The sequence below is a fragment of the Sagittula sp. genome, assembly GCF_052825245.1.
In genome coordinates this window covers 133,792-151,492 of record NZ_JBRBWD010000025.1, presented here as the reverse complement: position 1 = coordinate 151,492, position 17,701 = coordinate 133,792, and the positions used below count along the sequence as shown (strand labels likewise).

Genomic DNA, 17,701 nt, shown 5'->3' with positions numbered 1-17,701 from the left:
CGGGGCTGTGCGCCGCCCTGGCTGCCGGAACGAAGCGGCGCGGGGCTGCGTTGCGCTCCTGACAGATGACAGGAGGGACCAGTGGCCACGCAGGCGAAGGAACGGCAGCAGAAACCGAAATCCGCATCCGGCAATTCGAAGGAGGCAAAGCGGGCCCCGTCCGTCAAGACGCCCGCCGAGAACCCCGTGACCGAACTGAAGAGCCGGGTCGAGGATTACCGCCGTCTCGCGAAACGGTTCGTCGAGGATCCCTGCGTCATGCGGCCCTGCAACCTGACCGGCGAGGCACGGCGGCGCCACGTGCGCGAGACGATCATCGAGGATCACGCCGTCCGGATCTCGCAGAAGTCGGACGGCGCGGATGCCAAGTTCCGCAAGCTGGCGGACAGCCGGTTTTCGTTCTTCCGGGGCACATCGCTGCTGTTTCACCGCGACATGGTGGGGGACGACGCGCGGATGCCCACGGTGCTGGTTCTGGGCGACGTGCATCCGGAGAACTTCGGAGTGATGCCCAACGCGGACAACGCGCCGATCTTCGGGGTGAACGATTTCGACGACGTGGTCTATGGCCCTTTCACCTGGGACCTGAAGCGTGGCGTGACCGGCTTCCTGCTGGCCGCCGAGGAAGAGGGCGACCTGAAGGAGAAGCACCGGCTGAAGATCGCGCGCCGCTTCATCAAGGGATATCGCGAGGGCATCGCCTTCTACGCCCGGCACGACACGGAATCGAGCCAGCAGATGCGGCAGGACAATTCGCCGAAGGTGATCCGCAAGCTCTTCGAGGAGGCGCGGGAGAGCCGCAGGGACTGGCTGTGGGACCGCTACCTGTCTGAGAACGGGCTGGGCTTCCGCGCCAACCACGAGCTGACGCCGCTGACCACCCGGGTCGAGGAGTTCCAGGGTTATGTCGACCAGCTGGCAAAGGCCGCAGGGGTCGAGAAGTCGGGCCGCGTGAACCGCCTGAAGGTCAAGGATGTCTGCCTGCGTCACGGGCAGGGCACGGCCTCGCTGGGGCTGGCGCGGTACTACGTCCTGCTGGAAGGACCGTCGGAGGACGCCACGGACGACCTGATCGTGGAGTTCAAGCGCGCCCGCCGCTCGGCGCTGGAGGGGCTGGTGCCCGCCAACGACTTCCACGCCGGCGAGGAGGGTGACCGCATTGCCCACGGGCAGGCGGTGCATCTGGCCAACGGCGACGTCTTTTACGGCAACGTGGAGATCGACGGCGTCAGCTTCATGTCCCGGGAGCGCGCGCCGTTCCGCGAGGACATCGACCTCGACGACCTGTCGAAGAAGAGCTGGAAGCGCTATGCCGCCGCCTGTGGCCGTGCCCTGGCGCAGGCCCATGCGCGGTCCGACGATGCCGGGCAGCTCGACTACCGGATCGAGCCGCGCATCCTTGAGGCGATGGAGCCGTTCGATCTGTTCGTCGACGACGTTCTGGGGTTCGCGAAGGAGGCGGTGAAGCGGCTGGACCGCGATCACGCCTATTACAAGCGCGACCTGAAGCTGGGCGCGTTCACCGTGGGTCTGAAGGCGTATCGCTGACGCCCGTGCCGAGATACCATCGCGTGAAACGGGACAGCCTGCGGGCGGAGCCCTTGCGCGTCCGCGCCAGCATCCAGCGGATGATGGCCGGATGCACCAGCCGGAAGACGAGGACGTAGAGTGCCACTGCAGACAGCACCTGAGAGGCGACGATCAGCGGGCCCCTGCCATCGAGGCCGTGCAGCGCCACGTCGAGACCGAGTAGCACAAGAGCGCCCGCGGCCGTCGCAAGGAAGATGCGCCGCCGCGCGCGCAGCGGGTTCGGGCCGAGAAACGATATCCCGGCCCGGTCCGTCATCAGTTGAGCAGCCCGGCGTGGCGCAGGCCCGCGTCGATCCGCTCGCGCACCGGCTCGGTGACCGGCAGGAGCGGCAGGCGCATGTCCTCGGCGCAGAGGCCGACCCGCGACATGGCGTATTTCGCGCCGCAGAGTCCCGGTTCGAGGAAGATCGCCTGGTGCAGCGGCATGAGCCGGTCCTGCAGATCCAGCGCCGCGGCGTAGTCCCCGGCGAGGCAGGCCTCCTGCATCTGCGCGCAGAGGGCGGGCGCCACGTTGGCGGTGACGGAGATCATGCCGACACCCCCCTGGGCGTTGAAGCCGTGCGCGGTGCCATCTTCGCCCGAGAGCTGGATGAAGTCCTTGCCGCAGGTGATCCGCTGCTTGCAGACACGGGCGAGGTCGCCGGTGGCGTCCTTGACGCCGACGATGCGCGGCAGCTTGGCCAGTTCGCCCATGGTCTCGGGGCTCATGTCCACGGCCGAGCGGCCGGGGATGTTGTAGATGATGATCGGCAGGTCGGCGGCATCGTGTACCGCCTTGAAGTGCGCGATCATCCCGGCCTGAGTCGGCTTGTTGTAGTAGGGCGTCACCACCAGCGCACCATCGGCGCCGACGGTCTGGGCGTAGACCATGAAGCGCACAGCCTCGTCGGTGTTGTTCGACCCGGCCCCGGCGATCACCGGAATGCGGCCAGCGGCGGCCTCGACCACGCAGAGGATGACCTCTTCGTGCTCGTCATGGGTCAGCGTCGGGCTTTCGCCGGTCGTGCCGACGGGCACCAGCCCGTGGCTCCCCTGGTCGACGTGCCAGTCGACAAGCTGTTTGAGCGTGTCGAAATCCACCGCGCCGTCCTTGAACGGCGTGACCAGGGCAGGCATCGATCCCTTGAACATCTCACGCTCCTTTGTTGTTTCGGGTTCGTCGTCGCTTGTGGAGAATTTCCGCCGACCCAGCGGGAATGTGAGTTGAAGCCATGAGTGCGGGCGATATCCTCCGGAGGGGTCTATTAAGTTTCATTGCGGGAATTGCAAGCTCATGTCGCGCCTTCTAGCCGTTTTGCTGTTGATATGCACCAGCATGGCCGCCGCCGCGCAGGAGAGCGGGCAGGCGCTGGCCAAGGCCATGCAGTCGATGCGCACCGGAAACTGGGCCGCCGCCCAGATCGAGGCGCGTGGCGACGGCCAGATCGCCGTCGATGTCATCCTGTGGCACGCGCTGCGGTCGGGGCGGGGGGATTCGGAAGAGGTCATGGACTTCATCGCCCGCAACCCCGACTGGCCGGGCATGGACTACCTGCGCGAGAAGTCGGAGCCGATCATGGCCGACGAGGCGACGAATGCGCAGATCCAGCACTTCTTCTCGGATCACCAGCCGCAGTCCGGCGCGGGCGCGCTGGCGCTGGCGCGAGTCCATATGACCGAAGGAGACGAGGGGCTGGCGCAGGCCGACATCGTGCTGGCGTGGCGGACGCTGTCGCTGACCAGCGACGAGCGCCGCGCCTTCATGGCGACCTGGGGCGAGATCCTGAAGCCGCACCACATCGCGCGCCTGGACATGGCGCTGTGGAACGGCTGGAGCCAGAACGCCACCGCCATGCTGCCCTTCGCGGACGATGGCTGGCGCGCGCTGGCCGAGGCGCGCATGGGCCTGCGCGCGGCGGTCGGCAACGTCGATTCGCTGATCTCGCGCGTGCCTGAGGAACTGGCAGACAACGCCGGGCTGGCCTACGAGCGGTTCCTGTGGCGGGTGCGCAAGGGGCGCCGCGACGAGGCGATCGAGCTGCTGAAGGAGCGGTCCACCTCGCTGGCAGGGCTGGGCGAGCCCTGGGCCTGGGCGAACGAGCGGGTGGACCTCGCGCGGATGCGGATGCGGGCGGGCGCCTATGACGAGGCCTACGAGATCGCGTCGCGGCACTACCTTGTCGAAGGCTCCGAGTTCGCGGAGCTGGAGTGGCTGTCGGGCTACCTCGCCATGCAGTTCCTTGACCGCACGGACCTTGCCGTGCAGCACTTCCGCAACTTCCGGGAGGCGGTGTGGACGCCGATCTCGGTCGGCCGGGCGGGCTACTGGCTGGGCCGGGCGCTGGAGGCCACGGGCGATGCGGAGGGCGCACAGGCGGCCTACACGGAGGGCGCGGCCTTCCAGACCTCCTTCTACGGGCTGCTCGCGGCGGAACGGGGCGGCATCCCTGTGAACCCGCTCTTGTCCGGCGAGGAGGATTTCCCGGACTGGCGCGAGGCCGGGTTTGCCAAGTCGACGGTCTTCCAGGCGGGGATCCTGTTGCTGGCGGCGGGCGAGATCGACCTGGGCGAACGCTTCCTGACGCATCTTGCCGAAAGCCAGGACCGCACGGGCATGGGCCAGATGGGCGACATGCTGGCCGAGATGAAGCGCCCGCACATCCAGGTGATGCTGGGCAAGCGCGCGGCGCAGTTCGGGATCGAGCTGGCGGGGCCGTATTACGCGCTGCACCCGGAAGTGGTGGGCACGGAATACCCGGTGCCGAAGGAGCTGGTGCTGGCCATCGCGCGGCGCGAGTCGGAGTTCGATCCCGGCGTGATTTCGGGCGCAGGCGCGCGCGGGTTCATGCAGCTGATGCCCGGCACCGCCCGCGAGGTCGCCGCCAAGGTGGGCGAGCCCTACGATGCGGCGCGGCTGCTGTCCGATCCGGCGTACAACGCGACGCTGGGATCGACCTACCTGGCCGGGCTGGCGGACACCTTCGACGGCAACGTCGTGATGATGGCCGCGGGCTACAACGCCGGGCCGTCGCGCCCGTTGCGCTGGATGGCGGAGTTCGGCGACCCGCGGAACGGCGCGGTGGACGTGGTCGACTGGATCGAGATGATCCCCTTCGACGAGACCCGCAACTATGTGATGCGAGTGGCGGAAAGCCTGCCGGTCTATCGCGCGCGGCTGGGCAAGGAGCCCCTGCCGGTGCCGTTTTCCGAGGAATTGGTCGGCGCGTCGATGCTGGCGCGGTCGGTGGTGGCAGACTGAACCTTGCGGAATGCGCGCCCTGTCGGGCGCCCATGCCGGGTGTCTCGGCTCCGGCCCTGCGGCCGGAGCCTCGGGCAGGTGGCGGCGTGACGCCGAGGATCAGCCTTTGACGCGGGCGCGCCAGAGGGTGAACAGCCCGGCGGCAACGATCATTGCCGCGCCGATCACCACGTTGGTGCGCAGCGTTTCGTTGAAGACGATCAGCCCGAGGGTGCTGGCGAAGACCAGTTGCAGGTAGGCGAAGGGCTGGACGGCGCTGGCCTCGGCCACCTCGTAGGCGCGGATCATGAACCAGTGCCCCAGCGCGCCTGTCAGGCACAGCAGCCCCATCCAGCCCCAGTCGGGGGCGGTCATCGGCTCCCAGAACCACAGGCCGATGGCGGTGGCCACGATGGCGCCCGCCGTGCCGGTGTAGAAGAACGAGGTCGCCGCCGTGTCGGTCCGCGCGACGTAGCGGGTGAGCAGCGCGTAAAGGCTGAACATCAGCGCCGCCAGCAGTGGGATCGCGGCATAGGGGGAGAACACCCCGCCCGAGGGCTGAAGGATCACGATCACGCCGACGAAGCCTACGCCGATGGCCGCCCACCGCCGCCAGCCGACCTTTTCGCCCAGCACCGGGCCGGAGAGCGCCGCAACCAGCAGCGGGTAGCAGGCAAAGACGGCGTGGCTTTCCACGAGGCCCAGGAAGACGAAGGCCAGCACCATCACGTTGATCTCGACCACCAGCAGCGCACCGCGGAAGCATTGCACCAGCGGGTGGCCGCTGCGGGTGGCGCGGCGCAGGCCGCCGGGCTGGCGCGCGGCCACGGCGATGACGAACGCCGCGAAGAACCAGTAGCGCAGCATCACCACCATCATGACGTTGTATTCCGTCGCGAGGTGCCGCGAGAGCCCGTCCTGCATGGCGAAGACGAAGGTCGTGGCAACCATCAGAAGGATGCCGAGGCGGGTGTTCTGTTCGGTCATGTCAGGGCTTCTTTGCCGTCGTCATGTGGCGCTTGCGGCCATATCCCGGCTGCCGGGTCACGTCGAGGCCCGCGTCGGCCAGCGCGCGACGGACGTGGCCCGCGGCGGTGTAACTGGCGGCGGTGGCGCCGGGGGCCATGTGGCGGGCGACCTCGGCCATGAGGTCGGGCGCCCAGAGTTCGGGATTGCGGGCCGGGGCGAAGCCGTCGAGGAACCATGCGTCGGCCAGGCCGTCCCAGCGCGGCAGCGTCTCGCGCGCGTCGCCGGTGACGAGGGTGAAGTCGAGGTCGGGCAGGGTGATCCGCGTGGCGCGGTCCTGCCAGTGGGGGGCGAGATCGTGGGCGACCTCCGCCACCGCGGGGAAGGCGGATTGCGCGCGGATCATCTGGGGGCCGTCCAGCGGATAGGCCTCGAAACTGGTGAACCTGAGGCGGCCCTGCTGGCCGGTCCTGCGCCAGAGGTCGAGCGCGGCCAGAAGGTTCAGCCCCGTGCCGAATCCCAGCTCGGCAATGTGGAACCCGTCACGGAACCGTTCCGGCAGGCCGTTGCCGGACAGGAAGACGTGTCGCGTCTCCTCCAGCCCGTTCTCGAGCGAGTAGTAGGGGTCGTCGAAACGGGTCGACACGGGGATGTCGTCGCGCCAGTCGAGCGCGGGGCTCTGGTCGGCCATGGGGGAAGTCCTTATGGGATGTGCCGAGATGTGACGCGGGGAGACGGCAATGGCAAGCGTGGACGTGACGATCCGGGGCGCGGGGATCTTCGGGCTCTCGATCGCCTGGACGCTGGTGCAGCGCGGGGCGCGGGTGCAGGTGGTCGATCCCCATGGCGCCGGGGCCGGGTCCTCGGGCGGGCTGGTGGGGGCGCTGGCGCCGCATGTCCCGGAGAACTGGAACGAGAAGAAGGCCTTCCAGCTGGAGAGCCTGCTGATGGCGGAGCGGTTCTGGCGGGAGGTCGAGGCCTTGGGCGGCGTCTCTGCCGGCTATGCCCGGACGGGGCGGCTGCAACCCGTGGCGGACGAGGCCGGGCTGGCGCTGGCGCGCGCGCGGGGTGCAGGCGCCGCCGCGTTGTGGCAGGGCAGGGCGGTCTGGGAGGTGGTGCCGCAGTCGGAGGCCGGGTCCTTTGCGCCGGTGTCGCCTTCGGGCTGGCTGATCCGCGACACGCTGAGCGCGCGGATGCACCCGCGCCGGGCCTGCGCGGCGCTGGTCGCGGCGCTTCAGGCGAAAGGCGTATCGGTGGTGCCGGAGGCCGAGGCTGCGGGCGCGGTGATCTGGGCGACCGGCTGGCGCGGCCTAGCCGATCTGTCGGAGGCGCTGGGACGCAAGGTCGGCGACGGGGTGAAGGGCCAGTCGGCGGCTTTCCGGTTCGAGGCGCGCGAGGCGCCGCAATTGTTCGTCGGCGGGTTGCACATCGTGCCGCACGCGGACGGGACGGTCGCCATCGGATCGACCTCTGAGCGGGATTTCGAGGATGGATCGGCGCTGGACGCGCAATGCGAGGAGCTGATCGCGGCGGCGCGAGAGGCTGTGCCGGATCTGTCAGGGGCGGAGGTCGTGTCCCGCTGGGCGGGCGTGCGGCCCCGGGCACGGACTCGGGCGCCGGTGCTGGGCGGCTGGCCGGGGCGCGACGGGCACTTCGTCGCCAACGGCGGGTTCAAGATCGGCTTTGGCATGGCGCCCAAGGTGGCGGAGGTGATGGCCGACTTGGTGCTGGACGGTCGGGACGAGGGGATTCCCGATGGGTTCAGGCTGGGCTGAACGCGATGGGCCCGCCGGGTGGGGCGGGTCGTGTGGTGCGCGTGATCTTGGGGGCCGGCATGTTTAGGTGTGGGCGCTGCGTTTTCCGTTGGGGAGCGCGTTTGCTCACCAGCCGAAGAACGCGGGGTGGTGGGCCCGGCATGGCTGGGTGCGGGCGCTGCGTTTTCCTTTGGAAAACTCGCCTGCCCACCAGCCGAAAAACACGGAGGTTTTTCGGCTTAGTCGAACTTGCGGGAGGGGGCGAGGACCTTGGCTTCGCCGATGACGACCTTCTTGCCGTCGACCGAGCAGTGCGTCTCCAGCGTCACGCGGCGCTTGGCGATATCGATGTCGGTCACCTTGACCTCGGCATAGACCGTGTCGCCCGGGCGCACGGGCGCGAGGAACTTCAGCGACTGGCCGAGATAGACGGTGCCGTGACCGGGAAGCTGTTCGCCGATGACCGCGGAGATCAGCCCCGCGGTCAGCATGCCATGGGCGATGCGGCCCTCGAAGATGGTGTCCTGCGCATAGGCGTCGTCGAGGTGCACCGGGTTCCGGTCGGTGGAGACCTCGGCGAACATCTCGATGTCCTGATCCGTCACCTGCTTCCGGAGGTAACGGGTCATGCCCATCTCGATGTCTTCGATGCAGATCGTTCCGCGTGGCAGGTTGTCCAACATCTTGCCCTCCATGAGCATCCGTCTGGTAATAAAAGCGTCATCTCTAGGCGAGATTGGTAATTTTATTACTTTGCGAACGCAGCAAAAGCAAGCGGTAATTTTGTTACCCGAGCGTGCCCATGGAGTAGGTCGGCGCCACCCTTTCCTTTTCGATATAGGCGCTTAGCGCGTCCGGATCGGGCTGCTGCGTCGTTTTGGTCTCGGTCCGGGCGAGGCCGCCGGTGATGAAGAGGGAATCGAAGTTCTCGCCCATCGCGCCCAGAATATCGGTGTGCGGGCCGTCGCCGATGGCGAGGATCGCGCTGTCGGGCACGTCCGCGCGATGCGCGGCAAGACGGCGGCGGGCCAGGTCGTAGATTGCCGGGTGCGGCTTGCCGAAATAGAGGCTCTCGCCGCCCATCTCGGTGTAGAGTTTCGCCAGGGCCCCGGCGCAGTATTCGCGGCGTTCGCCACGGTCGACGACGATATCCGGGTTCGCGCAGAGCAGCTTCAGGCCCTTCTGCTTGGCATAGAGGAAGTCGGGGCGGTTCACTTCCGGATCGGCATGGGGATCGAAGGGGCCGCAGCAGACGATGCCCTCGGCCTCCTGAAGCGGCACGCGGGTGATCTCGACAGGGTTGTCGAGGATCTGGAGCGGGTCGAAGAAGGTCAGGTCGAAGTCGAGCCCCATGAAATAGACTTTCGAGCCCACGGCGCCTTGGAACATGGCGGCACGGGCGGCGTCGCCGGAGGTGGCGATGTCGTCGTAGGCGTCTTCGGGCACCTCGAACTTCTTCAGCTGTTTTGCGACCTCGTGACGGGAGCGCGGAGCGTTTGTCACCAGCACGACGGCCCCGCCTTTCGCGCGGTAGTCCTGAAGGGCTGCGACGGCAGAGGGGATGGCCTTGATGCCGTTGTGCACGCAGCCCCACAGGTCCACGAACAGCGCGTCATAGCGGTCGGATACGTCGGAAAGGGCAGAGATGATCTGGGTCATTGGGGCGTCCGGTGGTCGGGAATGTCTGGCCCCTGCATAGAGGCTGCGGACGCAATAGGACAGGCGATTCAGGCGGGAACGCGCGGCTTTGCCGGGGCAGGCGAAGGCCATTCGAAAGGGCCGGGAGGCAAGACCATGACCGAGGATGGGCTGCTGCGTTGAGCATGGTCCGCCCACGTTCCGTGGCACGGCGCAACATGATACCTAAGTGCCCCCGCCGATGCGACGGGCGGAAAACTGTTCCGGTCAAGCCCGCGCTTGTGCGACGGTGGCGCGGTCTGTCAGTTCTGGCTCATCCGCTCGGCGTAGGCGCGCATTTCCTCGGCCTCCTGCCGGGCTTCGCGGAGGCCGTCCATGGCTGCGGCCAGCTCTGCCTCGGTCTGGGCAAGCTGGTTGGTCAGCTCGGCCTCGCGCTGCTGGAGGTAGGTGATCGCCTGATCCCGGGTTTCCTCCGCCTCATGCAGTTCCTGGCTCATGCGTTCGAGTTGATCGACATCGGCCTGGCTGACGCGGCGAAAGCGGTGGATCAGCCAGTGGGCGAACCAGCCCAGGCAAAAGGCGACAAAAAGAATGATCGCCGTCGCGATGATGAACTGGGTTCTGTCCATTTGGTGTTTTGTCCCTCCGGCATGTTAGCCGTCTTCGCCGTTTTCCGGCTTGAAATCCGCATCGCGCACCGCGCCCTGTGGCACCGCCTTGTCCGCCCCGATGCCGGCGGCAGCCTCTGTGGCCTCCGGGTCCTGCATCGGCGGGGTGTCCGTGGCGGCATCCGTCGTGTCGTCTTGGCCGTCCGGCTCTGCGTCCGTCGTGTCGGCGGTCTGTTCCCCGTCGGTGTCTTCGGTCGTGGAGGCCGCGGGCGCGTCTGTCGCCGCGGTATCTGCCGTGTCGGCGGGCTCGGCCGTCTCTCCGGTCTCGGCCGCTTCGGTTGCCTCTTCGGCAGCGTCCTCGGCTTCGGCGACGGCCTCTTCCAGCTCGTCGATCAGCAGCTTGAACTCGATCCGGCGGTTGGCCTCGCGGCCTTCCTCGGTGCCGTTGTCGGCGATGGGCTGCTCTTCTCCGTAGCCCTTCACCTCGTACATGCGCACCGGCACGCGGCGGCCGCGCAGCGCGTCGAGCACCGACTGCGCGCGGTCCCGGCTGAGCTGCTGGTTCATCGACTCGCGGCCCTGGCTGTCGGTGTGGCCGCCGATTTCCAGCGGGATGTCGCCACAGGTCTTCAGAAGGTCCGCCAGTTCGTCGAGGATGTCGCGGGCCGAGATGTCGAGCGTGGCAGAGCCCGGCTCGAAGTTGATCTTCCGCGTGCCGACCACTTCCTTGATCATGCCGACGCATTGCTCGGGCGAGGGAATGCCCAGCGTCGGGTCCAGCCGTTCGACATAGGTCACGTCGATGTCGAAGGTGGCGTTTTCACCGAGCTTACCGGCCAGAAGTTTCGCGATCTGGGCGCTGGCCTCCTGGTTGCCGGTCTGGCCGGTCACAATAACGTCGTCGGGCGTCACGGTGACAGAGCCGTTGGCCAGCATCGACAGCGCCTCCAGCCCGGCGAGCGTGCGCACCGGCCAGTCCGAGGGCAGGTTGTCGGCCAGGCGGGCGGCGGTATAGACCGCCTCCGACCCAAAGCGCGCGCGGGCGTAGCTGTCTGCGGTCTGGCGGGCGATCTCGGTGGTCAGGCGTCCGCGCAACTGGACCTTGCCCTCGGGCGAGAGGGTGGCGGTGAAGTCGGGCGGGCCCTCGGCATCCTGTTCCGGCGCCTTGGGCAGCACGGCATGCAGCGCGAAGACCTCCGGCAGGGTGGTTTCCAGTTCGCCGACGATCCGGTCGAAGGTGCCCTGCGGCGTGCCTTCGAGCGCCACCAGCGTGACATCGGCGTTGGAGAAGGTGATGGAGCCGCCGCCCACTTCCTTCAGCTTGGCGATGCCCAGCTCGACCGCGTCGGCCCAGCGGCGCGAGGGCACGCCGAGGCCGAGGGTGCAGATCGCCTTGCCTTCGAGACCTGCACCGGAGGCGGCGCGCAGGATGCGGGACCGCGCCTCTTCGGTGTCGGCGGAACATGCGTCGAAGCGCGCGCCCTCGTCGTCGATCAGGAAGCGCAGGGTGAAAGGCGTGATGACGGGCCGCGGGGCGGAGAGGTCGAGCGCAAGCCGCAGACCCTCCGGCTTGCGCCGCGTGAGGTTGGTTTCCAGCCGGCTGCGCGCCTCGGCGCTTTCGGTCATGGCCTTGATTTCCACCCGTTCGGCATCGACCGACACCTTGGAGCGCGGCAGGTCGCGCAACGCGCTGGTGGCGAAGCGCAGGGCCTGTTCCCAGCCGTCGGGCGCGGGGAAATCGGCGGCTTCCAGCAGGTCGGAAACCTCCTGCCCACCGGCGATCTGGCGGAAGCTCTCGATCAGCGCCTCGCGGTCGGTCGACTGGGGCACAAGCCCGATCACCGAGACGCCCGCGTCGTTTCTCAGGATCTCGACCGAGAAGCGCGGCGGTGCCACGTCCTCGGGTTCCTCCACCAGCATCTGGTCGATCACGCGGGAGGCATCGACGACACGCCCGGCGGTCGACAGCGCCTTGAAGCGCGCGGCCTCGTCCGGTGCCGTGCCGATCAGGAAGACCTGCAGACCGTTGGTGTCGACCTCGGCCCAGGGGAGGCCCTCGCGGTCGAGTTCGTTCAGCACGCTGGACTGCGACGCTGTCTCGATCATTTGGGCGGTGAAGTATGCAGTCAGTACGCTCAGCCCGCTGGCGGCGAGAAAAGTCCCGGCGATGGTGAAGAGCGAAGAGAGCCGCATGTACGTGGTGACGTCCCGGTTTCGAGTGTTACGGTAGATACGCAGTCCAAAGGGTCTGTGCAATCAGGCGATTATCGCGGCGGCGAAAAACAGCACGGGCAGGAGTCCCGCGTCCCGGTTGGACCGGAAGAGCTCCAGCAGCCGGTCGTTGTCATCCAGTTTAAGCCTGCGCATCTGCCAGAGCATGTGCCAGCCCATGGCCCAGGGCCCGGCGAGCGCCACGACCAGTTTCAGGATCTCGCCTTCGGGCGCCGCCATCACGATGGCGATCCCCTGCAGGGCGACGGTCAGGGCGAGGAACCGCGCGAGCCAGCGGGGCGTCGCGGCGTCGCCGAAGAGGCGGGCGGTGGACTTCACCCCGATCAGCGCGTCGTCCTCCTTGTCCTGATGGGCGTAGATCGTGTCGTAGAACAGCGTCCACGCCATGCCAGCGACATAGAGGAAGACGGCCGGCCATTGCAGCGTGCCGGTGTGCGCGGTCCAGGCCAGCAGCGCGCCCCAGTTGAAGGCGATGCCGAGGAAGATCTGCGGCCACCAGGTGAACCGCTTGGCGAAGGGGTAGATCGCCACCGGCGCCAGCGAGAGCACGCCAAGCGCGATGGCCATGGGCGGAAAGGTCAGCAGGATCAGGAAGGCGATGAGCGATTGCGCCACGGCCCAGGCGAGCGCCTGTTTCGCAGTGACCTGGCCGGAGGGGATCGGTCTCGACGCCGTGCGCGCCACGGAGCCGTCGATGTGGCGGTCGGTGATGTCGTTCCAGGTACAGCCTGCGCCGCGCATCAGCACCGCGCCCAGCCCGCAGCCCGCGAAGATCCACAGGTCGAACCAGCTGGCGCGGCCGTCCGACACCATGGCCAGCGTCAGCCCCCACCAGCAGGGCAGCAGCAGCAGCCACGTCCCGATCGGCCGGTCCGCGCGGCTGAGCCGCAGGTAGGGGCGGGCGAAGGCCGGGGCGTGGTGGTCGACCCAGTTGCCCTTCACGGCATCCGAAACCTGACCCGAGGGTTCGGGCCTCTGCGCCTCTGGCGTCTGCTGCGCACCGGTCATATGGTCCCCTCCATGTCGTTCGAGAAACCGAAAATCCGCCTCTGTGTAGACCAGCCTTTGTCCGAGGAACAGGAGGTCGCGCTGTCGCGGGAGCAGGCGCACTACCTCTTCGGTGTCATGCGGCTCGAGCCCGGCGCCCGCGTCGCCCTGTTCAACGGGCGGGATGGCGAATGGGCAGCAGAAGTCGCCGAGGCGGGCAAGCGCGGCGGCACTCTCGTCTGCCGCGACAGGCTGGCGGCACAGGGCACGCCGCCCGATCTCTGGCTGATGTTCGCACCGGTGAAGAAGGCCCGCACCGACTTCATCGTCGAGAAGGCGGTGGAACTGGGCGCACGCCGCATCCTGCCGGTGCAGACCGAGTTCACCAATTCCGAACGGCTGCGGGTCGACAAGCAGCAGGCGCATGCGGTGGAGGCCGCCGAGCAATGCGGCGCCACCTTCGTCCCCGAGGTCGCGGAGATGACGCGGCTCGACCGGCTGCTGGCGGACTGGGACGACAGCCGGCAGATCCTCTTTTGCGACGAAACCGCCGCCGGTGCCCCGACCGCCCTCGACGGGCTGAGCCCCGGCCCCTGGGCGGTGCTGATCGGACCCGAGGGCGGCTTCTCCGACCGCGAACGTGCCCGGCTGGCGCAGATGGACTGCGCCCGCGCCGTGAGCCTCGGCCCGCGCATCCTGCGCGCGGAAACCGCCGCCGTCGCGGCGCTCGCGCTTTGGCAGGCGCATTTGGGCGACTGGACGTGACCGCCGCCCCTGGAAAGGCTGCCTCATAATGCCCGGTCGGTCCGCATGTGGTCGGTCGGGGATTCAGGTATTTGTGACCAAGATGAAGGATGTGATGTTTCGCCCTTGTCTTGGTGACAAACACCTCGGGGGAGGCTTGCGCAGGAAGGCGGGGGCGGAACCCCGCTTGGCAGCCAACGGGCCGCGCGGATGGCGGGGCAGGCGGGTTGCCTCCGGCGTGGCGGCACGGCATCTTGGCGCTTCCGGCCGATGCCGGAATGCAGGCATCTTTTGCAGCGTGACGACCTGGTTCGAGGAAATGACAAGATGATCCGCAAGGCCACCGAGGCAGACATCGGGCCGATGGTCGCGTTCCTCGAAAAGCGGATCGAACATTCGATGTTCCTGCTCGGCAACCTCGAAGCGCATGGCGTGAACAACGCGACGCACCCGCATGGCACGTCCTTCTTCCTGCGCGAGACCGGTGAGGGCATCACCGGCGTTTTCGGTGCGACCAACGGCGGCTTCCTGATGTGCCAGTTGCCCGGCCTCTCCGCCACCGAGGCGCAGACCTATGCCCATCTGCTGAAAGGCTACACGCTGACCGGGATGACAGGGGACGTGGCGCAGATGGACGCGCTCCTGCGTGCCCTGCCCGTGTCACCGGATGCGCTGTCCTTGAACCGGGTGGAGCCGCTGTACCGGTTGCCGCTTTCCGGACTGGGAGAGGTGCCGCCCGTGCGGCAAGCGCAGGAGTCGGATGTCACGATGCTGGCGGACTGGTGGGTGCGCTACCTGTCCGAGACCGGAACCTGTCCGGCCTCGCGCATCGACCGCGAGGCGGCGGTGCGGGCGCGGGCGGCGGTCGGGTCGGCGGACACCCAGATCATGGAAGAGCGCGGCCGGCCGGTGGCCATGGCGCGGATCAACGCGCGTGCGGGGCAGGCGGTGCAGGTGGGCGGTGTTTTCGTGCCGGAAAACCTGCGCGGAGAGGGGCGCGCCGGACGGGTCGTCTCCGGGCTGCTGGCGAATGCGCGGTCACGCGGGGCGGAGCTTGCGATCCTCTTCGCGGCTTCGCCCGCGGCGGCCAAGGCCTACGAGCGGATCGGCTTTGTCCGGTGCGGCGACTACCGTGTGACGATCCTGCGCGAGCCGCTGACCCTGGGGACTGCCCCATGATCCGGAGGGAGGCGCGCAGATTGTTGTGGCGGTGGCGCGAGGTGGCCGCCGCGGCCTGTGTCGCGGCGCTCGGGCTCTACTGGGCAATTGCGGCCACCGGGCCGGTTCTGGCGGTCATCGGCTGGGCGCTGGTGGCGGCAGGGGTCCTGCTGGCGGCGGCGGGCGTGCAGCGGGCGCGGTTCCGCGTCGGCAGCGACGGGCCGGGCGTGGTGCAGATCGTCGAGAAGCGGGTCAGCTACTTCGGGCCGCTGGATGGCGGCGTGGTCGACCTTGAGGCATTGTCGAGCGTGGTGCTCGACCCCTCCGGCAAGCCACCGCACTGGGTGCTGCGCGTGCCCGGGCAGGCGCCCCTGTCGATCCCCCTGACGGCGCGCGGGGCAGAGGGGCTGTTCGACGCCTTTGCCAGCCTGCCGGGCATCCGCACGGAACACATGCTGAAACAGATGAAGGCGGGGTCGCGCATCCCGGTCGTGATCTGGCGCGCAGGTCCCCTGCGCAATGCACCAGATCGGTTGCATTGACAGTCCGTGAGAATGCCGACAGGACGGTAACCAGAACGACAGCGAACAGAGATCGGGAGCCTCCCACCATGTCCATCCCACAGTCCGGCGGCGGCCCCATCGAATCGTTTGACCAGATGGCGGATTACCTCGCCTCCGGGTGCAAGCCGAAGGAAGACTGGCGCATCGGGACGGAGCACGAGAAGTTCGGCTACTGCAAGGACACCCTGAACCCGCTGCCCTATGACGGCGAACGCTCCATCCGGGCGGTGCTGGAGGGGCTGCGCGACCGCCACGGCTGGGCACCCGTCGAGGAAGGCGGTCACCTCATCGGCCTGACGAAGGACGGGGCGAACGTCTCGCTCGAACCCGGCGGCGCGCTGGAGTTGTCCGGTGCACCCCTGGAGACCATCCACCAGACCTGCGACGAGGTGAACGAGCACCTGCGCGAGGTGAAGGGGGTTGCCGATGAACTGGGCGTGGGTTTCATCGGACTGGGTGCGGCGCCGGTCTGGACGCATGACCAGATGCCTCTGATGCCCAAGGGCCGCTACAAGCTGATGGACGCCTACATGCCCAAGGTGGGCACCACGGGCCGGGAGATGATGCGCCGGACCTGCACCGTGCAGGTCAACCTCGACTTCGGGTCGGAGGCGGACATGGTGCAGAAGATGCGCGTGGCGCTTGCGCTGTCGCCCGTGGCGACCGCACTCTTCGCCAACTCGCCGTTCTTCGAAGGCAAGCCGGTTGGCGTGAAATCCAAGCGGATGCAGATCTGGGAAACGCTCGACGACTCGCGCACGGGGATGCTGCCGTTTGTCTTCGAGGAGGGCTTTGGCTTCGAGCGCTGGGTGGAGTACGCGCTGGATGTGCCGATGTACTTTGTCTACCGGGACGGCAAGTACGTGGACGCGCTGGGGATGTCCTTCCGCGATTTCCTGGAGGGCAAGCTGCCCGCGCTGCCGGGCGAGACGCCGACCCTTTCGGATTGGGCAGACCATCTGACCACCGCTTTCCCGGATGCGCGCGTGAAGAAGTTCATCGAGATGCGCGGCGCCGATGGCGGTCCGTGGCGGCGGCTGTGCGCGCTGCCGGCCTTCTGGGTGGGGCTGATGTACGACCAGACCGCGCTGGACGCGGCCTGGGACCTGTGCCGCAACTGGACGGCGGAGCAGCGCGAGGCGCTGCGGCTGGCGGCCACGCGCGATGCGCTGGCGGCGGAGGTCGATGGCATCCGGATGCACGACCTCGCGCGTGAGGTGCTGGAGATCTGCGAGGCGGGTCTGAAGGCGCGGGCCCGTCCCGGCGCGGGCGGGCTGGTGCCCGACGAGACGCATTTCCTCAGCGCTCTGAAGGAAAGCGTCGAGAGCGGCATGACACCGGCGGACGAACTGCTGGAGCATTACCATGGCGACTGGAACGGCGACCTGAACCGGATCTACGCCGCCTATTCGTACTGAAAACGTGCCGCTGGCCATGGCGGAGGGCGGAGAATCTCCGCCCTACATCGGGTCATGCCGTTTGGCGGTGCGTGTCGGATAGACCGTCGGTGTCGCTTGTGGGGGGGCCGAGAGGTCACTCTGCCGGGACTTCCTTGAGGATATTGCGGCGGTAGTAGTCGCTGATCTCCGCCTTGCGGGCCTGCCGCATGGCCGGGCTGGGCGCGGAGTCCACCTGCAGGATGACATGGGCGCTGTCCCAGGCGGTCGATTTCTTCGGCCCCTTGGCGTGACGGGCTCTGGCCTTGGGTTGCGGTGCCGGCGCGCTGGACGGAGCCTCGCGCAGTGGACGGTCCGGCCCATCGTGCGGATTGGGCCCGAAGCGGTTCGTGTCGTCAGATGGCTGCAGCATCAGGAAGATGAACCACAGCGGACCGATCAGCGGCACGAAGAGGATGCAGTACCACCAGCCGGAGCGGTCCGTGTCGTGCAGACGCCGGATGCAGAGCGTCAGGCCCGGGACCAAGAGCGCGGTCATCAACAGCCCGTAGAGCTGTATCGCCATCCCCGGTGCGCCGGTGGCCGGATCGAACAGCAGGGCCTTCGGAACCGTGCCCGTCACGACGACCGCGACGAGGGCGGCGGCCTGCAGGACATAGGCCAGCTGGACCCACCAGAACTCCGCCCGGGTGGCACGACCGCCGAAGTCCAGCGCGCGGGTGAAGAAACGGCCGATGGCCGGCAGGGGTCCGATCATGTGGCAAGCTCTCCAACGGGTGACACCCTATTGTTGAGGGTTGTCCGGGGCGAGATTGCGGCGGCGTTGAGATTTCTTGACGGCATTCGA

The 17,701-nt window shown here is 68.0% G+C and carries 17 protein-coding genes; 7 read left to right on the top strand and 10 right to left on the bottom strand.

What is annotated here, in order from left to right; translation table 11 throughout:
- The first annotated feature begins 81 nt into the window (after window positions 1-81).
- The gene (locus tag ACU0DV_RS08990; protein WP_446241379.1) at window positions 82-1,548 is read left to right on the top strand and encodes a DUF2252 domain-containing protein; all 1,467 of its coding nucleotides are present in this window, start codon (window positions 82-84) and stop codon (window positions 1,546-1,548) included.
- Here the strand turns inward: ACU0DV_RS08990 and ACU0DV_RS08985 are convergent.
- A complete protein-coding gene (locus ACU0DV_RS08985) occupies window positions 1,520-1,846 on the bottom strand; it encodes a hypothetical protein (protein ID WP_446269796.1) in 327 nt (108 codons plus the stop codon). The two genes, ACU0DV_RS08990 and ACU0DV_RS08985, sit on opposite strands and share 29 nt — an antisense overlap.
- On the bottom strand, window positions 1,846-2,721 hold the full coding sequence (gene dapA, locus ACU0DV_RS08980) for a 4-hydroxy-tetrahydrodipicolinate synthase (protein ID WP_446241377.1): 876 nt from the start codon (window positions 2,719-2,721) through the stop codon (window positions 1,846-1,848). Before dapA ends, ACU0DV_RS08985 begins: the two co-directional genes overlap by 1 nt.
- Before the next feature lie 142 nt (window positions 2,722-2,863).
- Between dapA and ACU0DV_RS08975 the strand changes: the two genes are divergently transcribed.
- Window positions 2,864-4,828 (top strand): transglycosylase SLT domain-containing protein, encoded by a 1,965-nt coding sequence (locus ACU0DV_RS08975; RefSeq protein ID WP_446241376.1) that lies wholly within the window; start codon window positions 2,864-2,866, stop codon window positions 4,826-4,828.
- Window positions 4,829-4,927: 99 nt separating this feature from the next.
- On the opposite strand, the gene ACU0DV_RS08970 is transcribed toward ACU0DV_RS08975, so the two are convergent.
- Both ACU0DV_RS08970 and mnmD read right to left on the bottom strand, forming a co-directional pair.
- The gene (locus ACU0DV_RS08970) at window positions 4,928-5,794 is read right to left on the bottom strand and encodes a DMT family transporter (RefSeq protein WP_283982427.1); all 867 of its coding nucleotides are present in this window, start codon (window positions 5,792-5,794) and stop codon (window positions 4,928-4,930) included.
- A 1-nt stretch (window position 5,795) separates the two neighbouring features.
- Complete coding sequence (mnmD, locus tag ACU0DV_RS08965; RefSeq protein WP_446241375.1) at window positions 5,796-6,464, bottom strand: tRNA (5-methylaminomethyl-2-thiouridine)(34)-methyltransferase MnmD; 669 nt, start codon at window positions 6,462-6,464, stop codon at window positions 5,796-5,798.
- A gap of 49 nt (window positions 6,465-6,513) precedes the next feature.
- Here mnmD and ACU0DV_RS08960 point away from each other — a divergent pair, with 49 nt between their 5' ends.
- The gene (locus tag ACU0DV_RS08960; protein WP_446241374.1) at window positions 6,514-7,548 is read left to right on the top strand and encodes an NAD(P)/FAD-dependent oxidoreductase; all 1,035 of its coding nucleotides are present in this window, start codon (window positions 6,514-6,516) and stop codon (window positions 7,546-7,548) included.
- A gap of 218 nt (window positions 7,549-7,766) precedes the next feature.
- Here the strand turns inward: ACU0DV_RS08960 and ACU0DV_RS08955 are convergent, their stop codons facing one another.
- The 5 genes from ACU0DV_RS08955 to ubiA form a co-directional block, all read right to left on the bottom strand.
- Window positions 7,767-8,210, bottom strand: a complete 444-nt coding sequence (locus ACU0DV_RS08955) for a MaoC family dehydratase (protein ID WP_100930839.1) — start codon at window positions 8,208-8,210, stop codon at window positions 7,767-7,769.
- Window positions 8,211-8,313: 103 nt separating this feature from the next.
- Window positions 8,314-9,186, bottom strand: a complete 873-nt coding sequence (locus tag ACU0DV_RS08950; protein WP_446241373.1) for a TIGR01459 family HAD-type hydrolase — start codon at window positions 9,184-9,186, stop codon at window positions 8,314-8,316.
- A 281-nt stretch (window positions 9,187-9,467) separates the two neighbouring features.
- Window positions 9,468-9,794, bottom strand: coding sequence for a hypothetical protein (locus ACU0DV_RS08945; RefSeq protein ID WP_100927735.1), 327 nt, complete (start codon window positions 9,792-9,794; stop codon window positions 9,468-9,470).
- Window positions 9,795-9,818: 24 nt separating this feature from the next.
- The gene (locus ACU0DV_RS08940; protein WP_446241372.1) at window positions 9,819-11,966 is read right to left on the bottom strand and encodes an OmpA family protein; all 2,148 of its coding nucleotides are present in this window, start codon (window positions 11,964-11,966) and stop codon (window positions 9,819-9,821) included.
- Between the two features lie 63 nt (window positions 11,967-12,029).
- Entirely contained in the window at window positions 12,030-13,013 is a 984-nt protein-coding gene (ubiA, locus tag ACU0DV_RS08935) for a 4-hydroxybenzoate octaprenyltransferase (protein ID WP_100927733.1), read from the bottom strand.
- Between the two features lie 12 nt (window positions 13,014-13,025).
- Between ubiA and ACU0DV_RS08930 the strand changes: the two genes are divergently transcribed.
- The 4 genes from ACU0DV_RS08930 (at window position 13,026) to ACU0DV_RS08915 (ending at window position 16,875) form a co-directional block, all read left to right on the top strand.
- Complete coding sequence (locus tag ACU0DV_RS08930; RefSeq protein WP_254698338.1) at window positions 13,026-13,757, top strand: 16S rRNA (uracil(1498)-N(3))-methyltransferase; 732 nt, start codon at window positions 13,026-13,028, stop codon at window positions 13,755-13,757.
- Between the two features lie 306 nt (window positions 13,758-14,063).
- Window positions 14,064-14,915, top strand: a complete 852-nt coding sequence (locus ACU0DV_RS08925) for a GNAT family N-acetyltransferase (protein ID WP_283982436.1) — start codon at window positions 14,064-14,066, stop codon at window positions 14,913-14,915.
- Entirely contained in the window at window positions 14,912-15,436 is a 525-nt protein-coding gene (locus ACU0DV_RS08920; protein ID WP_446241371.1) for a hypothetical protein, read from the top strand. Before ACU0DV_RS08925 ends, ACU0DV_RS08920 begins: the two co-directional genes overlap by 4 nt.
- A 68-nt stretch (window positions 15,437-15,504) precedes the next feature.
- On the top strand, window positions 15,505-16,875 hold the full coding sequence (locus tag ACU0DV_RS08915) for a glutamate--cysteine ligase (RefSeq protein WP_100927729.1): 1,371 nt from the start codon (window positions 15,505-15,507) through the stop codon (window positions 16,873-16,875).
- Window positions 16,876-16,990: 115 nt separating this feature from the next.
- Here the strand turns inward: ACU0DV_RS08915 and ACU0DV_RS08910 are convergent, their stop codons facing one another.
- The gene (locus ACU0DV_RS08910) at window positions 16,991-17,611 is read right to left on the bottom strand and encodes a DUF805 domain-containing protein (RefSeq protein ID WP_283982439.1); all 621 of its coding nucleotides are present in this window, start codon (window positions 17,609-17,611) and stop codon (window positions 16,991-16,993) included.
- Between the last annotated feature and the right edge of the window lie 90 nt (window positions 17,612-17,701).

Coding starts and splice junctions, on each gene's coding strand:
- mnmD (WP_446241375.1), bottom strand. CDS start 6,464: ATGGCCGACCAGAGCCCCGCGCTCGACTGGCGCGACGACATCCCCGTG.
- ACU0DV_RS08925 (WP_283982436.1), top strand. CDS start 14,064: ATGATCCGCAAGGCCACCGAGGCAGACATCGGGCCGATGGTCGCGTTC.
- ACU0DV_RS08985 (WP_446269796.1), bottom strand. CDS start 1,846: ATGACGGACCGGGCCGGGATATCGTTTCTCGGCCCGAACCCGCTGCGC.
- ACU0DV_RS08970 (WP_283982427.1), bottom strand. CDS start 5,794: ATGACCGAACAGAACACCCGCCTCGGCATCCTTCTGATGGTTGCCACG.
- ACU0DV_RS08975 (WP_446241376.1), top strand. CDS start 2,864: ATGTCGCGCCTTCTAGCCGTTTTGCTGTTGATATGCACCAGCATGGCC.
- ACU0DV_RS08945 (WP_100927735.1), bottom strand. CDS start 9,794: ATGGACAGAACCCAGTTCATCATCGCGACGGCGATCATTCTTTTTGTC.
- ACU0DV_RS08955 (WP_100930839.1), bottom strand. CDS start 8,210: ATGTTGGACAACCTGCCACGCGGAACGATCTGCATCGAAGACATCGAG.
- ACU0DV_RS08920 (WP_446241371.1), top strand. CDS start 14,912: ATGATCCGGAGGGAGGCGCGCAGATTGTTGTGGCGGTGGCGCGAGGTG.
- ACU0DV_RS08930 (WP_254698338.1), top strand. CDS start 13,026: ATGTCGTTCGAGAAACCGAAAATCCGCCTCTGTGTAGACCAGCCTTTG.
- ACU0DV_RS08960 (WP_446241374.1), top strand. CDS start 6,514: ATGGCAAGCGTGGACGTGACGATCCGGGGCGCGGGGATCTTCGGGCTC.
- ACU0DV_RS08910 (WP_283982439.1), bottom strand. CDS start 17,611: ATGATCGGACCCCTGCCGGCCATCGGCCGTTTCTTCACCCGCGCGCTG.
- ACU0DV_RS08940 (WP_446241372.1), bottom strand. CDS start 11,966: ATGCGGCTCTCTTCGCTCTTCACCATCGCCGGGACTTTTCTCGCCGCC.
- ACU0DV_RS08950 (WP_446241373.1), bottom strand. CDS start 9,186: ATGACCCAGATCATCTCTGCCCTTTCCGACGTATCCGACCGCTATGAC.
- ubiA (WP_100927733.1), bottom strand. CDS start 13,013: ATGACCGGTGCGCAGCAGACGCCAGAGGCGCAGAGGCCCGAACCCTCG.
- ACU0DV_RS08915 (WP_100927729.1), top strand. CDS start 15,505: ATGTCCATCCCACAGTCCGGCGGCGGCCCCATCGAATCGTTTGACCAG.
- dapA (WP_446241377.1), bottom strand. CDS start 2,721: ATGTTCAAGGGATCGATGCCTGCCCTGGTCACGCCGTTCAAGGACGGC.